This is a genomic window from Azoarcus sp. DD4, from assembly GCF_006496635.1.
GTDB lineage: Bacteria > Pseudomonadota > Gammaproteobacteria > Burkholderiales > Rhodocyclaceae > Azoarcus.
The window spans coordinates 1053781-1068858 of sequence record NZ_CP022958.1 but is presented as its reverse complement, the minus strand read 5'-3'; the positions used below and the strand labels follow the sequence as shown (position 1 = coordinate 1068858).

Sequence of the window (15078 nt, the reverse complement as noted above, 5' to 3'; positions counted from 1 at the left end):
CCGACATGACATTCGCCCGTCGCCTGCTGCCGTTCATCATCGTCCTCGCCGCCCTCAGCGCCGCCGGCTGGTGGTTCACCCGCCCCAAACCGGTGGCGGTAGTCGTGCATGAAGTCGGCCGCGGCCGGGTCGAGGCCAGCGTCGCCAACACCCGCGCCGGCGAGGTGGAGGCCTGCCAACGCACCAAGCTCGCCACCATTGCCGGCGGCCGCATCGATTACCTCGGCGTCAAGGAAGGCGACCGCGTCGAGGCCGGCCAGGTGCTGATGCGGCTGTGGCATGGCGACCTGCGTTCGCGCGCGGCCGTCGCCGAAGCCCAGCTCGCCACCGCCCGCCAGCGCAGTACCGAAGCCTGCACCGTAGCCGCCAACGCACACAGCGAAGCCGAACGCCAGGCCGCGCTCGTGAAACGCGGCTTCGTCTCGGCCAGCGTCGAGGAAAAGGCCCGTACCGAGGCCGCCGCACGCGCCGCCAGCTGCGCCAGCGCGAAATCCGACGTGAAGACGGCCGAACGCCAGCTCGAATCGATCGGCACCGACTTCAACCGGATCATGATCGTCGCGCCCTTCGCCGGCACCGTCGCCAAGATCACCGGCGAGCTCGGCGAGATCTCCACCCCGTCGCCCCCGGGCGTGCCGACGCCGCCGGCGATCGACCTGATCGACGACTCCTGCCTCTACGTGAAGGCGCCGATGGACGAGGTCGACGCCCCCAAGATCCACCCCGGCCAGCCGGCACGGATCAGCTTCGAGGCGCTGCCGGACAGAACCTTCGCCGGCAAGGTCAAGCGCATCGCGCCCTACATCACCGCGGTGGAAAAGCAGGCGCGCACCGTGGAGGTCGACGTCGACTTCGCCAACGCCGAGGAAGCACGCGGCCTGCTGGTCGGCTACAGCGCCGATGTCGAGATCGTGCTCGACACCCGCGAGGACGTGCTGCGCATTCCCACCGCGGCCATCCGCGAAGGCAACCGCGTGCTGGTGCTCGGCGGCGACGGCATCCTCACCGAACGCACGGTGAAGCCCGGGCTTGCTAACTGGGAACAGACCGAGGTGCTCGACGGGCTCGCCGCCGGCGACCGCATCGTCACCTCGCTCGAACGCGAAGGCGTCAAGGCCGGCGCGCGCGCCACCGTCGAAGGCACGCGCTGAGCGGAGCGCAGGCCATGGCGCAGATCGAGCTCGACGGCATAGAGCGCACCTTCACCCTCGGCGACAGCCAGGTGCACGCCTTGTGCAACGTGTCGCTCGCCATCGAGGCCGGCGAATACGTCGCGGTGATGGGGCCGTCCGGCTCCGGCAAGTCCACCCTGCTCAACCTGCTCGGCCTGCTCGACCGCCCCGACGCCGGCCACTACCGACTGGAAGGCCGCGACGTCACCACCCTGTCGGCCGACGAACAGGCCGAAGTCCGCCGCAACCGCATCGGCTTCGTGTTCCAGAGCTTTCATCTTGTGCCGCGCCTGACCGCTGCCGAGAACATCGCGCTGCCGCTGATGCTGGCCGGCATGCCGCTGGCCGAGCGCAATGCCCGCGTCGCCCGCGCCTTGAAGGCTTTCGGCCTGGAGACGCGCGCCGGCCACCGCCCGGACGAATTGTCCGGCGGGCAGCGCCAGCGCGTGGCGATCGCCCGCGCCACCATCATGCAGCCGGCGATGCTGCTGGCCGACGAACCAACCGGCAACCTCGACCGCGCCACCGGCCAGGAAGTCACCGAGCTGCTGGAGGCGCTCAACGCCGGCGGCACCACGCTGATCGTCGTCACCCACGACCCGGTGATGGGCAACCGCGCCCGCCGCCGGCTGATGATGGAAGACGGCGCGCTCCGGCAGGACCTGCGCGGCGAAGCGATGACGACCGCCGCTGCGCCCGCCTCATGACCCCCGCCGACACGCTGCGCTTCGCCACCCGCGCCGCGCTCGGCTACCCGCTGCGCACCGCGCTGATGGTGCTGGCGATGGCGATCGGCGTGGCGGCCGTGGTGGTGCTCACCGCCTTGGGCGACGGCGCGCGGCGCTACGTGGTAGGCGAATTCGCCTCGCTCGGCGCCAACCTCATCATCGTGCTGCCGGGGCGCAACGAGACCGGCGGGGTAAACGCCGGCAGCTTCATCACCAGCACGCCGCGCGACCTCACTGTCAACGATGCCAGCGCACTGCTGCGCGCGCCGCTGGTGAGCCGCATGGCACCGCTGTCGGTCGGCAACTCCGAGATCGCGGTAGGCGGCAAACTGCGCGAAGTGATGGTGCTCGGCACCAGCGCCGACTACGTGGACATCCGCCACTACAGCGTCGCCCAGGGCCGCTTCCTGCCGCGCGAGGATCTCAATCGCGCAAGCGCGGTAGCAGTGATCGGCGACACGCTGCGTGCCGAACTGTTCGGCTCCGAACCGGCGGTCGGCCGCATGGTCCGCGTCGGCGACACGCGGCTGCGCATCATCGGCGTGATGGCGCCCGGCGGCCAGGGCCTGGGGCTCAACACCGACGAACTGGTGATGGTGCCGGTGGCCACCGCCCAGGCGATGTTCAACACCAACACGCTCTTCCGCATCATGGTCGAGGCGCGCAGCCGCGAAGCGCTGGGGCCGGCGCAGAAGCAGCTGGAAGACATCCTGCGGAGCCGCCGCGAAGGCGAACTCGACGTCACTCTCATCACCCAGGACGCGGTGCTCGGCACCTTCGACCGCATCCTCGGCGCACTGACCATGGCGGTGGCCGGCATCGCCGCGATCAGCCTCGCGGTGGCGGGCATCCTGGTGATGAACGTGATGCTGGTGGCCGTCACCCAGCGCACCGGCGAAATCGGCCTGCTGAAGGCACTCGGCGCTACCGGCCGCAACATCCGGCTGGCCTTCCTCACCGAGGCGGCGCTGCTGTCCATCGCCGGCGCGATCGTCGGCTACGGCCTCGGCCAGCTCGGCGCCTGGGCCATCCGCCTCGCCTTGCCCGTGCTGCCGGCATGGCCGCCCGACTGGGCGGTGATCGCCGGGCTGGGCACCGCGCTCGGCACCGGGCTGCTGTTCGGCGTGCTGCCGGCCCGCCGTGCCGCCCGGCTCGACCCGGTGCAGGCGCTGGCCAAGCGCTAGCGGGAGCACGGCACATGCTCTGGCGCGACTTCCTCCAGCTCTCGCTACGTTCGCTCACAGCGCACCGCCTGCGCAGCTTCCTGACCCTGCTGGGCATCGGCGTCGGCATCGCCGCCGTCATCCTGCTCACCTCCATCGGCGAAGGCCTGCACCAATTCGTGCTGCAGGAATTCACCCAGTTCGGCACCAATATCATCAAGGTCACCCCCGGCCGCCAGGGCGCCCGCGGCGGCCCGCCCGGCCTGCCCTCGACCACCCGCGAGATCACCCTGGACGACGCTGCGGCACTTGAACGCGTACCCTTCGTCACCGGGGTGACGCCGGGCGTGTCGGGCAATTCCGAGGTCCGTGCCAACGGCCGCACCCGCCGCACCTTCATCCTCGGCGTGGGGCCCAGGATGGATCGCATGTTCTCCATCCGGGTGAAGAGCGGCCGCTTCCTGCCGCCCGACGCGGCGGGCAATGCACGCGCCTTCATCGTGCTCGGCGCCACCCTCAAGCGCGAGCTCTTCGGCAACGACAACCCGCTCGGCGAGCGCGTGCAGATCGGCAGCGAACGCTACCGGGTGATCGGCGTAATGGAGAGCAAGGGCCAATTCCTCGGCATGGACCTCGACGATGCCGCCTACATCCCCACCGCCCGCGCGCTGGCGCTCTACAACCGCGACGGGCTGATGGAGATCAACCTGACCTACGACGAGAGTGTGCCCGCCGCGCGCGTGGCCGCGGAGGTCAAGAAGGCGCTGATGATCCGCCACGGCCGCGAGGACTTCACGCTGACCACTCAGGAAGACATGCTCGCCACGCTGTCCAACATCCTTGGCATCCTCACCGCGGCGGTCGGCGCACTGGGCGGCATCTCGCTGCTGGTGGGCGGCGTCGGCATCGTCACCATCATGACCATCGCGGTGGCCGAACGCACCAATGAGATCGGCCTGCTGGTCGCACTCGGCGCCCGGCGCCGCACCATCCTCGGCCTCTTCCTCGGCGAGGCGGTCGCGCTCGCCGCCATCGGCGGCCTGCTCGGCCTCGCCATCGGCGCCGGCCTGGCGCAAGTGGTCGGGATATTCGTTCCTGCCCTGCCGGTGACGACACCCTGGCATTTCGTCTTCGTCGCCGAGGCGGTAGCGGTATTGATAGGCCTGACCGCCGGGGTACTGCCTGCCCGGCGTGCAGCCCGTCTCGACGCCGTCGACGCGCTGCGGGCGGAGTGAGCGATGCTCACGAAACCGGCCCGCGCCCTTGCCTTGCTCCCACTGCACCGGCTCGCCTGCATCCTGGCCCTCGGTTGTACTGCATCGGCGCTGGCGGCACCTGCACCGTGGTTCGTATGGCGCAGCAAACTCGACGGCCGGGAACACTGTGCGCAGACCTCGCCCGGCCAAGGCTGGGAACGCGTGCGCGGCCCCTATCGCGACCTTCGTTGCAGCCAGCCGGTCTCACCCCCGACTGCGCCTCCCGGCCTGCGCTGATCGCACCGCATTTGCGCTGGATCAAGCTTTCTCGATTCCGGCCGGCAAACCAGCGATGACCAGCCTAACTTGAAAACGAACAGTGGCGTCCGGTCCTGCGGCCGGTCGCAGCAGGGTCGTGGACAAGAAGCTTGACCACGCCCGAGCCGGGCGCCCCCGCCAAAAGAGGAGACCATCATGACATTCATCGACTCCCCGATCGGACGCTGCGAAGCCGTCAAGGAGATGGTTCTGCTGGACGAGACGCAGGCCGAATGCGCGCGTGAGCACAACTGTCCGCCAGGCCGCGTCTGCCCGCTGGAAGCTTGCTTCACACCGGTAAGTGGTATCTCGGAGGAACACGCGGTCGAGCTTGCCAAGGCAATGCGACGCACCGCGGCGAAGATGAGGCGGGAGCAGGCCAGGGCGGCCTGAACATCGAGCACTGCGCGAAAGAGGCGGATGGCGGGCGGGTGGAACCTCAGCCCGCCATCCGCCATTCGCAATCTCTACGACCAGACGACCGAACTCTGCAGAGCGAGGTTCAGAAGGCCTCGTCCTCGCGCAGATAGCGCCATTGGCCGAGCGGCAGGTCCCCCAGCTTGACGCGACCGATCCGCACCCGCTTTAAGCCGACCACCTTGAGGCCGACCAGCTCGCACATCCGGCGGATCTGACGCTTGCGGCCCTCGCGCAGCACGAAGCGCAACTGGTCGTCGTTGATCCACTCCACCGTGGCCGGACGCAGCGGCTTGTCGTCGAGCCACAAGCCATGATTGAGCAGCGCCAGGCCGTTTTCGGCGAGTTGACCTTCGACCCGCACCAGGTATTCCTTCTCGACCTTGGAATCGTCGCCTATCAACTGGCGGGCGATACGACCGTCTTGGGTGAAAACCAGCAGACCGGTGGAGTCGATGTCCAGCCGCCCGGCCGGCGCCAGCCCCTTCAGCTGCGAGGGGTGAAAGCGCTGCGCGGTGTCACGGTCGAACTGGGTGTCACTCCCGATCAGCACTACCGCCGGCTCGTAGCCCGGCTCCGGCTGGCCGGAAACATAGCCCACCGGCTTGTGCAGCAGGATGCTGACCCGTTGCGCCTGCGCCCGCTTCGCCTCGGGTGCGAGCACCACGCGGGCGTCGGGATCGATGCGGGTGCCAAGCTCGGACACCCGCTTGCCATCGACGAAGACCCAGCCGCGCTCGATCAATTCGTCGGCCTCGCGGCGCGAACAGATGCCGCGGTCGGCCATCACCTTGGAAAGACGGATGCCGGTGGGCGCCTCGCCCTCACCATGCCGCGCGACTGGCGCCGGACGCGGCCTCACCGTTGCGGGCGTTTCCTCGCGCCGGCGCGGGGCGCGGTCCGCGTCGGCTTGACGCGGTCGCGGCTTGCGCGCCTCGTCGGCGCCGGCGCGGTGCGACGCCCGCTCTTCCGCAGGACGGCCGCGACGATCGCCTTCCGGCGCGGGGCGGCTGCGCGGCGCCGGGGCGCGCTCGCCGCCACGCTCGACATTACCGCGTCCGCCGAACGGACGGGGGTCGGAGCGCTCGGTGCGACGGCCTTCGGCGCGCGCAGGCGCGGCATCGCGCCGCGGTTGCGAGCCATCCTCGCGGCGGCGCCGCACCGGCGCGCGCGCCTCGTCGGTCTGGGCCGAACGCGGTGCCCGCGCCCGCTCGCCATCGCGTGCCGGCCGTTCGCGCTTCGTTTGCGGGGCAGCTTCGCCCCGGCCGCCCGCCCGCGGGGCGCGAGCGCCCTCGCGCTGAGGCCTGGCACGCACGCCTTGGTCCGCGACGGGCTTCCCCACCGCGTTCTTGCCCGCGTCGACGTCTGGCCCCGCCTCGCCCCCTGCGTCGGATTCAGCTGCTGCCTTGCGCAGCTTCAAGGTACCGGCAATGCGCGACGGCGCCGGCTGGGGCGGATTCTTGCGGATGGAGCTCAAGGGAACCTCGGTGCGCCGGACGGCGCGATGCGGAAACAGGCGCGATTATGCGCCACCGGCCAGTGCGCGGGCCAGCATGCCCGGAAAGCAAACAGGGCAGCCCGCTGGCTGCCCCGTCCGGTTTCGGCGACGGCGACTCAAAGCACCTGGAAGGCCAGGATAGCCACAATGGTCGGCGGCAAGGCGGTAACGAACAGGCCCAGCGGGTTGATCGACTCGTCGTCGAAGTGACCACGCAGGATGGCGAAGCCCGCCGGGTTGGGCGCGTTCGCGATCACCGTCAGGCCGCCGCCGGTCACCGCACCGGCCACCAGCGAGTATTTGAAGGCATCGTCGGTACCTTCGACCAGCGAGCCGAGGTAGGTCAGCGCGGCATTGTCGGTGATCGCCGTCAGCGCGGTGGCGCCGAAATAGAGCGCAGTGTTGTCCATGCCCGCCAGCGCAGTCTGCAGCCACCACTGCTGCTGGGCACCAAGCGTGACCAAGCCGGCCAGGAAGAAGCCCACCATCAGGCCTTCGCGCAGCATCAGGCGATCGTGATAGTGCTTGTAGCCTTCGGCCACGCCGAGGAAGAGCAGGAAGAGGCCGACGAACACCACCGGGTGGTGGGCAAAATAGACGATGGCGACGAGAAAGAGCACGTGCAGCAGGATCAGTGTCCGCGGCACGGTGCGGTCGGCGGTACGCGCATCGACCTTCAGTGCCGTCAGCTCGCGGGCGAACAGCAGGGTAGCCACGCCGGCATTGATGAAGACGGCGATGGCCGACTTCCAGCCGAAATGACCCAGCATGTACCACATGTCCCAGTTCCACTTGGAAGCGACCATCAGCACCGGCGGTGCGGCGAAATGGGTCAGCGTGCCGCCGATCGATACATTCACGAACAGCGCACCGAGGGTAACGTACTTGAGCCGGTGCGAGATGTTCTTGCTGTAGAAGTTGTCGCGCAGCATCAGCGCAGCCAGCGTCATCGCCGCCGGCTCGGTGATGAAGGAGCCGAGCAGCGGGATCACCGACATGCAGACAAAGTAGAAGGCCAGGCTGTCGCTGACCGGGATATAGCGCGCCAGCATGCGCGCGCCCGCCTTGCACAATTCCAGCACCGGCCGGCTGGCCGCCACCACCATGATGATGAAGACGAAGGCGGGTTCGGTGTAGTTCAGCCCTTCCAGATAACGCGTGGCATCGGCCGCACTGCCCGACACGGCCATGAAGGCCAGCAGCACGAAGGCCCAGAACCCGAACACCACCTCGACCTCGCCGAGCAGGTGCCAGATGCCGGCATGATTGGGTTGAAGGTGGGCGAGATGCTCAAAATACTTGGTCAGGAAGGTGTGTGCGACCGCGACCGCGAACAGGCCGGTGCCGACCACCTCGAGCAGGGTGGGGTTCATTGTGAGTCCTTGCTGCAACAGGTACTGGGGTTGGGAATAGGGTTATGGGCCCGAATATAGGCGATAGGGTATAAACCGAACGTAAAAAAACGGCGCCTCGCGCCGTCGTCCGCCTCCCGGTGGCGCGCCTTATGCTCCACGCACCAGGATCAAGTGTACCCGATAGGGCCCGTGCGCCCCCAGCACGATGGTCTGCTCGATATCGCCGGTGCGCGACGGACCGGAGATGAAGTTCACCGCCCGCGGCAGGTCGCCAAGTTCAGCGCGCACCAGCGCCCAGCCCTCCTCCATGCCAGCCACGATGCGCGACGCCGGCACTACCGCGATATGGGTTTCCGGCAGCAGGCTGGTGGAAGCCGGTGCATCCGGCGCCGAACAGGTCATCAGCGTGCCGGTCTCGGCAAGCGCGCAGAAGCAGCCAGTGATGCCGACCAGGTCGGCATCGCGCGGCGCCCGGGCATGCACCGCGACACCCGCTTCCACCCACGGCAGACCGGCGAGCCGGGGCCAGACCACCGCCTCGCAGCCGAGCGCGTTGGCCTTGAGGTAGCGCGCGACGGCCGCCGGCACCTCGTCCAGGGTGGCGACCTCGTCCACCGTACTCGACATGACTTCCGACTCATGCCGGAAGCGAGCGCAGAGTTCGCTCCCGAGCTGCGGTCGCGGTCCCTGGCTGTGCGTTGCGAAAGCGGCCTGGACGTCGGCTTCGGCACCGGCGCGGTTGTGGTCGTTGCGGCCGAGCCCGGCACGAACCCGGCCGAGAATGTCTTCACGTGCGTTCATGGCATGCTCCGGATCAGGCCAAGCGGTTGCGCGGGGCGCCGGCAGCGAAGGCTTCGATGTTGTCTATCACCTGGTCCGCCAGTGCCTGCATGGCCTCACGCGAGGCCCAGGCCACATGCGGGGTCACGATCAGGTTGGGGATGTCGTCGGCCAGCAACGCATTGCCGTTGCGTGGCGGCTCGGCCGACAGCACGTCGGTCGCCGCGCCGGCAAGACGCCGCCGACGCAAGGCATCCGCCAGCGCCGCCTCGTCGACGAGTCCGCCGCGCGCGGTATTGACCAGAACCGCCGTCTGCTTCATCGCCGCCAGCTCCGCCGCGCCGATCAAGCCACGCGTCGCCGGGGTGAGCGGACAGTGCAGGGACAGCACGTCAGCCTCGGCAAGCACCGTCTCGAAGGCGGTATAGCCGCTTCGCACCGCGACCGCGCCTTTGTGCTCCGCATACAGGATACGCATGCCGAAGGCGGCGGCGAGCCTCGCGACGCCGTCGCCTAGACCGCCGCGGCCGACGATGCCCAGGGTCGCGCCGTGCAGGTCGCCGATAGGGTGATCCAGCAGGCAGAAGCTGTCGCTGCGCGCCCAGCGCCCGGCACGCACGTCGGCCACGTAATCGAGGAGCCGCCGACGCAGCGCCAGCATCAGCATCAGCGCGTGCTCCGGCACGGCATGCAGCGCGTAACCACGCACGTTGGAGACGACGACGCCGCGCGCGCGGCAAGCCTCGAGATCGACATTGTCCGCACCGGTGGCGGCTATCGCCACCATCTTCAGACGCGGCAGGCGGGCGATGTCGGCAGCGCCCAGCCTGACCTTGTTGACGATGGCGACATCGGCCTCGGCCAGACGGGTCAGGATGTCGGCCTCGGTGCTGACCGGGAACTCAGTCCAGCGATGATCGATCGCGGGGCGGCGGAAGGACGCATCCACCGCGTCGCGCTCCAGACACACGATATCCATGCTCATGCCCGCCCCCGTTGCCGCTCGGCATACAAATCGCGAAAGCTCCTGCCCTCGGGCGCCGGGAAATCCCGACCTCGCGTCCATTCCTGGGCCATGCCCAGCACCTGGATGCGATCGCTGCCATCGGCCAGCCACTTGAGGTACTTGATGCCGAATTTCACCGCCAGCGCGTACCACCTCGGCCGCGCCGCCATCCGGCCCCAGACGCGCAAGGCAAGCCGCTCGCCCCACGGCCGCAATGCAAGATCGACCTGCTTCTCGCGCAGGCTGCGCAGCAGGTCCGGCAGCGGGATCTTCACCGGGCACACCACGCCGCATTGATTGCACAGCGTGGCGGCATGCGGCAGGTCGAGCGCGTTGGCGATGCCGGTGTAGAGCGGCGTCAGCACGGAGCCCATCGGCCCCGGATACACCCAACCGTAGGCATGACCGCCCACGGTCTGGTAGACCGGACAATGATTCATGCACGCACCGCAGCGGATGCAACGCAGCATCTCCTGGAATTCGGTGCCGACCAGGCCGGCACGGCCATTGTCGACCAGGATGAAGTAAAGGTGCTCGGGTCCGTCGAGCTCGTCCTCGCGCTTCACCCCGGTGAGCACGGAAACGTAGTTGGAGATGTGCTGCCCGGTCGCCGAGCGCGGCAAGAGCCGCATCAGCGTGGAGAAATCCTCCAGCGTCGGAATCACTTTCTCTATGCCGGTGACCACCACGTGCACCTTGGGCATGGTCGTCACCATGCGGCCGTTGCCCTCGTTGGTGACGAGACCGACCGAGCCGGTTTCGGCGATCAGGAAATTGCCGCCCGACATGCCCACCTCCGCTGACAGGAAGTGGCCGCGCAAGGTCTCGCGGGCCTCGCGCGTCATGTCCTGGATGTCGGTCTTGCGCGCAGTGTGGTGGGTCCGCTCGAACAGCGCTGCAACCTCTTCCTTCGACTTGTGGAAGGCCGGCGCGATGATGTGCGAAGGCGGCTCGTTGTCGTTGATCTGCAGGATGTACTCACCGAGATCGGTCTCCACCGGCTGGATGCCGGCCGCTGCGAGCGCCTGGTTGAGTCCGGCCTCCTCGGACAGCATCGACTTCGACTTCACCACCTTGGTCGCGCCGTGCCTGCGGGCAATGTCGGTGACCAGCCGGCAGATCTCTTCGCCGTCGCGCGCGTACATCACCTGCGCGCCACGCGCCGTCGCCTTCGCCTCGAAGGTCTCCAGCCAGACGTCGAGATTGGCGAGCGCACGGTTGCGGATCGCCTTGCCCGCCTCGCGCAGCGCTTCGAAATCCGCCCCGTCATCCTCCTCGTACTCGGCGACGGCACGTCTGCGCGCGTCGACGAACTTACTCTTGGCCTTGCCCAGGTTTTCCTGCAGCACCCGGTCGGCAAGCTTGTCGCCGACCCGTGCCTTGAAGAACATCGCCTGGCTCTGCATCAGCGCTCTCCGGCAAACACTTCGGCGACATGCAGCACGCGGGTGCGTTCGTCCCCCATGCGCCGCAGCTTGCCTTCGATATTGAGCATGCAGCCGAGGTCGCCGAGCACCACCGCATCGGCGCCGCTCGCCTGGATGTTGCGGCATTTGCGTTCGGCGATCTGAGCCGAGATGTCGCCGAACTTGACCGCAAAGCTGCCGCCGAAGCCACAGCATTCCTCACAGGCATCCATTTCCTTCAACAGCAGGCCCGGCACCTTGGCGAGCAGTGCGCGCGGCTGCGCCTTGACGCCGAGTTCGCGCAGACCGGAACAGGAATCGTGGTAGGTGACCGTCGCCTCGAAGCGGCCGGGGACGGACTCGATGCGCAGCACGTTGACGAGGAAATCGGTGAGCTCGAAGGTGCGCTGCGCCAAGGCCTCGGCACGCGCCAGCCAGGCGGGGGCGTCCTTGAAGAGTTGCGGATAGTGCGCACGGATCTGGCCGCCACAGGAGCCCGACGGCGCCACCACGTAATCCAGCCCCTCGAACTCGGCGATGGTCTTCTGCGCCAGCGTCCGTGCCAGTCTGGTGTCGCCGGAGTTGAAGGCGGGCTGGCCGCAGCAGGTCTGTCCGGTGGGCACCACCACCTCGCAACCGGCTCCTTCAAGCAGATTGAGCGCCGCAAAGCCGATGCGCGGACGCATCATGTCGACCAGGCACGTCACGAACAAACCGACCCGCATCACCGCCCCCTGTGCCGGCTCTTGCCGTTTCATTTCACTAGGCGAAATTAAGCCAGCCGGTTACCATTCGCAAGTTACGGAAAACCCGCAGGGCCCAAGTGTCCGCCAGAAAACCAGAAAACGCACCCGCCACCGGCGAGGGCAAGAACCCCATCCAGGTCATCGAGCGCATGATGAAGCTGCTCGACGTCCTCGCTCACCATCCCGATCCGGTGCCGCTCAAGCAGCTGGCGCTGGAAACCGGCCTCCATCCGTCGACGGCCCACCGCATCCTCGGCGCGATGACGCAAAGCGGCTTCGTCGAACGTTCGGACGCCGGCGTGTATCGTCTCGGCATCCGCCTGCTCGAACTCGGCAGCCTGGTGAAGTCGCGCATCTCGCTGCGCGAAACCGCGATGCCGGCCATGCTCAAGCTGCACGCCGCCACCGGCGAAAGCGTCAACCTCGGCATCCGCGCCGGCGATGAAATCGTTTATGTGGAACGGACGTCCAGCGGTCGCTCCTCGGTGCGGGTGGTGCACATCGTCGGGGCACGCGCGCCGCTGCACACCACCGCCACCGGCAAGCTCTTCCTGGTCGAGGACGGTAGCGAAAAGTTACGCGACTACGCCAGGCGCACCGGCTTGCCGGCATCCACGCCGGCCTCGATCACGACGCTGCCGCTGCTGGAAAAGGAACTCGACAAGGTCCGACGCCACGCGGTGGCCTTCGACCTCGACGAGGTCGAAGCCGGCGTACGCTGCATTGCCGCCGGCATCCGCGACGACAGCGGCGAACTGATCGCCGGCCTGTCACTCTCCACACCGTCGGAGCGCTTCAACCCGGACTGGGCGCCGCTGGTACGCGACACCGCCGACGAGATCTCGAAGACGATGGGTTACATCAAGCGCTGAGGCGCCCCGCAGGGCGCCTCACAGGTTCAGCTTTCGCTCTTGCCGGCCGCGGCCGCGACATGCGGCACCGCGTGCGACTCGATCCACTTGCGCACACGCTGAGCGTCGGCCGTCCTCGTGTAGCGCCCGACCGAATCCATCAGCACGATCACCACCGGCTGATGGTGCATCCAGGCCTGCATCACCAGGCAACGCCCTGCCTCGCTGATGTAACCCGTCTTGGAAACGGCGATCTCCCAGTCGGGGCTGCGCACCAGGCTATTGGTGTTGGCAAAGCGCAACTGCCGGCCACCAACCTCGACGTGCCGCTCGGAGGTGGTCGAGAACTCGCGGATCAGGGGGTAGGTTGCCGCCGCCGAGACCATCTTGGCCAGATCGCGGGGGCTCGACACATTGCCCGGATTGAGGCCGGTACTGTCGTAGAAACGGGTATCCCAGGCGCCGAGCAGCCGTGCCTTGACGTTCATCGCCTCGATGAAGGCCTGCTCACCGCCGGGGTAATGGCGCGCCAATGCCGATGCCGCACGATTCTCCGACGACATCAAGGCCAGCCGCAGCATCTCCTCGCGAGGCAGACGGGTACCGAGGATCAAACGCGAACCGGTGCCCTTGAGCGTGTCGATGTCGGCATCGGAGATGGCCAGCTCGTCGCTGAGGCTCAAGCCGGCATCGAGCACCACCATCGCGGTCATCAGCTTGGTGATCGAGGCGATCGGCAGCACCGTGTTGCTGTTCTTCTCGAGCAACACCTCGCCCGTGGCCTGATTGGCCACGTAGAAGGCGGCCGAACGCAGCTGCGGATTGCCGCGCGCATCGAGCACCAGATCCGCCGGTTCGTCGTCGATGCTGGGCGGCGTGGGCCGCAGCGCGACCTTCTTCACCGACTGCTTGGACACCGGCTTCTTGGCAGTGGCTTTGCTGACGGCCTTGCGCGGCGTCTTCTTTGCGACCGCCTTCTTGGGCGCCGCCTTGACAGCCTGCGTGGATGACTTTGCTGGCGGCGTGGCGGCACTCGCCGCAGCGCTCCAGCCCATGTGGGCGAGCGACAGGCTGAGCAGTGCCGCGATCAGGATTCTGGATTTCATCGGACGAAGAACGCGAGGAATGTTCTTGGTGTAATTTTTAACAAAAATAAACAGATAGCAAGTTTTTTTGAAGCAAAGTGCAAAAAACCGTCACCTATTGTCACACAACGGCCGGCGGCTGCCGCGGGATGACGCGAATTGCGGTCCGCCAGACCCGACGAACGGCACTTTCGTCCCTCCTACAGACGCAGGAAATGCTCGACCTCGGCGCGACGCGCCATCGTATCGGCATGGCCGAGTTCCATCAGCGCACGGGTAAATCCCGGCTCGAACAACAGGTAGGACAGCAGCGTCGAACCCTCCCGCCGCATCGCGCCTATGCTGCGGAAGATCGCACGCAGCAGCGGCGGCAGGGCCTCGCGGTGATGGCCGGCAATCGTGTCCAGCCGCTTGGAGGGCAAGATCACCAGGGTTTCGATGGGACGCAGCGGAATGCCGGCGGTCGCCCTTTGCTCCGGCGTGAAGGCGCCCAGCGTCGCATTGATCCGCTCCATGCGCTCGAGATCGACCGCCAGACCATCGAGGAAGATGCTGGACATCGCATGGCCGGCGATCTGCGCCGGTGAAGGATAGCTTTCGGTACGCTGGCGTCCTTCCTCGTCGAGCCGGCCGGCACCCACGACCAGGATGCGATCCGCGCCGAGATGGATAGCCGGACTGATGGGCGCGAGCTGCCGCATCGACCCGTCGCCGAAGTACTCGCGGTTGATCTTCACCGCGGGGAACACGAAAGGAATGGCACTGGACGCCAGCAGATGCTCGACGCCGATGCCTGCACGCACGCCCACGCGCTGCGCACGCCGCCAGGGCAGCACGCCGGCGGCCGCCTCGAAGAATGAAAGACTTTCGCCCGAAGTGTAGCCGGACGCGGTCAGCGAAACGGCATGCAGGTAACCGGCAGCGACCGCGCGTTCGATCGCGGAGAAATCGAGCGTCTGCTCCAGCAGGTGTCGCAGCGGCGCATTGTCGAGCAGCGAGCGCGGAGTCTGCCGCATCGCCCAGCCGGTGAACAGCGCCGAGCCCCAGCGCAGGCCGCTGCCGAGCAGCGCTGCCGCATCCACGCGATAGACCTGGTCCACGTGGAAGTTGCGCCAGATGCGCGCAATCTTGCGCACGGCCGCATTGAAGTCGGCCGAATACACCGCCAGCGCCACGGCGTTGATGCCACCGGCCGAGGTCCCGCAGATGATGGGAAAGGGATTGCCCGGACGCGGCCCGCGTATCTCGCGGATGGCGGAGAGCACGCCGACCTGATAGGCCGCGCGCGCTCCGCCCCCCGTCAGCACCAGTCCTGCACGCCCACCGCCTTCGCTCATGCCATCTCCTCCCGCTGAAG

General features: G+C 67.7%; 14 protein-coding genes. 6 read left to right on the top strand and 8 right to left on the bottom strand.

Annotated features, from left to right (window positions below):
• Positions 1 to 5 precede the first annotated feature (5 nt).
• The 5 genes from CJ010_RS05115 (at position 6) to CJ010_RS05090 (ending at position 4970) form a co-directional block, all read left to right on the top strand.
• A complete protein-coding gene (locus tag CJ010_RS05115) occupies positions 6 to 1151 on the top strand; it encodes an efflux RND transporter periplasmic adaptor subunit (protein WP_141017036.1) in 1146 nt (381 codons plus the stop codon).
• A 14-nt stretch (positions 1152 to 1165) separates the two neighbouring features.
• Positions 1166 to 1879 (top strand): ABC transporter ATP-binding protein, encoded by a 714-nt coding sequence (locus tag CJ010_RS05110; RefSeq protein ID WP_141017035.1) that lies wholly within the window; start codon positions 1166 to 1168, stop codon positions 1877 to 1879.
• Positions 1876 to 3084, top strand: a complete 1209-nt coding sequence (locus CJ010_RS05105; RefSeq protein WP_141017034.1) for an ABC transporter permease — start codon at positions 1876 to 1878, stop codon at positions 3082 to 3084. Before CJ010_RS05110 ends, CJ010_RS05105 begins: the two co-directional genes overlap by 4 nt.
• 14 nt (positions 3085 to 3098) lie before the next feature.
• Entirely contained in the window at positions 3099 to 4298 is a 1200-nt protein-coding gene (locus tag CJ010_RS05100; protein WP_141017033.1) for an ABC transporter permease, read from the top strand.
• Positions 4299 to 4733: 435 nt separating this feature from the next.
• On the top strand, positions 4734 to 4970 hold the full coding sequence (locus tag CJ010_RS05090; RefSeq protein WP_141017032.1) for a hypothetical protein: 237 nt from the start codon (positions 4734 to 4736) through the stop codon (positions 4968 to 4970).
• A 109-nt stretch (positions 4971 to 5079) separates the two neighbouring features.
• Here the strand turns inward: CJ010_RS05090 and CJ010_RS25370 are convergent, their stop codons facing one another.
• The 6 genes from CJ010_RS25370 to CJ010_RS05060 form a co-directional block, all read right to left on the bottom strand.
• The gene (locus tag CJ010_RS25370) at positions 5080 to 6471 is read right to left on the bottom strand and encodes a pseudouridine synthase (RefSeq protein ID WP_240794505.1); all 1392 of its coding nucleotides are present in this window, start codon (positions 6469 to 6471) and stop codon (positions 5080 to 5082) included.
• A 137-nt stretch (positions 6472 to 6608) separates the two neighbouring features.
• Entirely contained in the window at positions 6609 to 7865 is a 1257-nt protein-coding gene (locus CJ010_RS05080) for a putative Na+/H+ antiporter (RefSeq protein WP_141017031.1), read from the bottom strand.
• Between the two features lie 129 nt (positions 7866 to 7994).
• The gene (locus CJ010_RS05075) at positions 7995 to 8648 is read right to left on the bottom strand and encodes a lactate utilization protein C (protein ID WP_141017030.1); all 654 of its coding nucleotides are present in this window, start codon (positions 8646 to 8648) and stop codon (positions 7995 to 7997) included.
• Positions 8649 to 8661: 13 nt separating this feature from the next.
• A complete protein-coding gene (locus tag CJ010_RS05070) occupies positions 8662 to 9612 on the bottom strand; it encodes a D-2-hydroxyacid dehydrogenase (RefSeq protein WP_205754902.1) in 951 nt (316 codons plus the stop codon).
• On the bottom strand, positions 9609 to 11039 hold the full coding sequence (locus tag CJ010_RS05065; RefSeq protein ID WP_141017029.1) for a LutB/LldF family L-lactate oxidation iron-sulfur protein: 1431 nt from the start codon (positions 11037 to 11039) through the stop codon (positions 9609 to 9611). The genes CJ010_RS05070 and CJ010_RS05065 overlap by 4 nt, the downstream gene beginning before the upstream one ends.
• Positions 11039 to 11797, bottom strand: coding sequence for a (Fe-S)-binding protein (locus tag CJ010_RS05060; RefSeq protein WP_240794504.1), 759 nt, complete (start codon positions 11795 to 11797; stop codon positions 11039 to 11041). Before CJ010_RS05060 ends, CJ010_RS05065 begins: the two co-directional genes overlap by 1 nt.
• 65 nt (positions 11798 to 11862) lie before the next feature.
• Between CJ010_RS05060 and CJ010_RS05055 the strand changes: the two genes are divergently transcribed.
• Positions 11863 to 12657 (top strand): IclR family transcriptional regulator, encoded by a 795-nt coding sequence (locus CJ010_RS05055; protein WP_141017028.1) that lies wholly within the window; start codon positions 11863 to 11865, stop codon positions 12655 to 12657.
• A gap of 26 nt (positions 12658 to 12683) precedes the next feature.
• Here CJ010_RS05055 and pbpG read toward each other — a convergent pair whose 3' ends face one another.
• Both pbpG and CJ010_RS05045 read right to left on the bottom strand, forming a co-directional pair.
• The gene (gene pbpG / locus CJ010_RS05050) at positions 12684 to 13742 is read right to left on the bottom strand and encodes a D-alanyl-D-alanine endopeptidase (RefSeq protein ID WP_141017027.1); all 1059 of its coding nucleotides are present in this window, start codon (positions 13740 to 13742) and stop codon (positions 12684 to 12686) included.
• Between the two features lie 179 nt (positions 13743 to 13921).
• Entirely contained in the window at positions 13922 to 15058 is a 1137-nt protein-coding gene (locus CJ010_RS05045; RefSeq protein WP_141017026.1) for a patatin-like phospholipase family protein, read from the bottom strand.
• Between the last annotated feature and the right edge of the window lie 20 nt (positions 15059 to 15078).

Bases quoted from the DNA above. Each gene is read 5' to 3' on its own strand.
- CJ010_RS05115 (WP_141017036.1), top strand. From the start codon at position 6: ATGACATTCGCCCGTCGCCTGCTGCCGTTCATCATCGTCCTCGCCGCC.
- CJ010_RS05110 (WP_141017035.1), top strand. From the start codon at position 1,166: ATGGCGCAGATCGAGCTCGACGGCATAGAGCGCACCTTCACCCTCGGC.
- CJ010_RS05105 (WP_141017034.1), top strand. From the start codon at position 1,876: ATGACCCCCGCCGACACGCTGCGCTTCGCCACCCGCGCCGCGCTCGGC.
- CJ010_RS05100 (WP_141017033.1), top strand. From the start codon at position 3,099: ATGCTCTGGCGCGACTTCCTCCAGCTCTCGCTACGTTCGCTCACAGCG.
- CJ010_RS05090 (WP_141017032.1), top strand. From the start codon at position 4,734: ATGACATTCATCGACTCCCCGATCGGACGCTGCGAAGCCGTCAAGGAG.
- CJ010_RS05080 (WP_141017031.1), bottom strand. From the start codon at position 7,865: ATGAACCCCACCCTGCTCGAGGTGGTCGGCACCGGCCTGTTCGCGGTC.
- CJ010_RS05075 (WP_141017030.1), bottom strand. From the start codon at position 8,648: ATGAACGCACGTGAAGACATTCTCGGCCGGGTTCGTGCCGGGCTCGGC.
- CJ010_RS05070 (WP_205754902.1), bottom strand. From the start codon at position 9,612: ATGAGCATGGATATCGTGTGTCTGGAGCGCGACGCGGTGGATGCGTCC.
- CJ010_RS05065 (WP_141017029.1), bottom strand. From the start codon at position 11,039: ATGCAGAGCCAGGCGATGTTCTTCAAGGCACGGGTCGGCGACAAGCTT.
- CJ010_RS05060 (WP_240794504.1), bottom strand. From the start codon at position 11,797: ATGAAACGGCAAGAGCCGGCACAGGGGGCGGTGATGCGGGTCGGTTTG.
- pbpG (WP_141017027.1), bottom strand. From the start codon at position 13,742: ATGAAATCCAGAATCCTGATCGCGGCACTGCTCAGCCTGTCGCTCGCC.
- CJ010_RS05045 (WP_141017026.1), bottom strand. From the start codon at position 15,058: ATGAGCGAAGGCGGTGGGCGTGCAGGACTGGTGCTGACGGGGGGCGGA.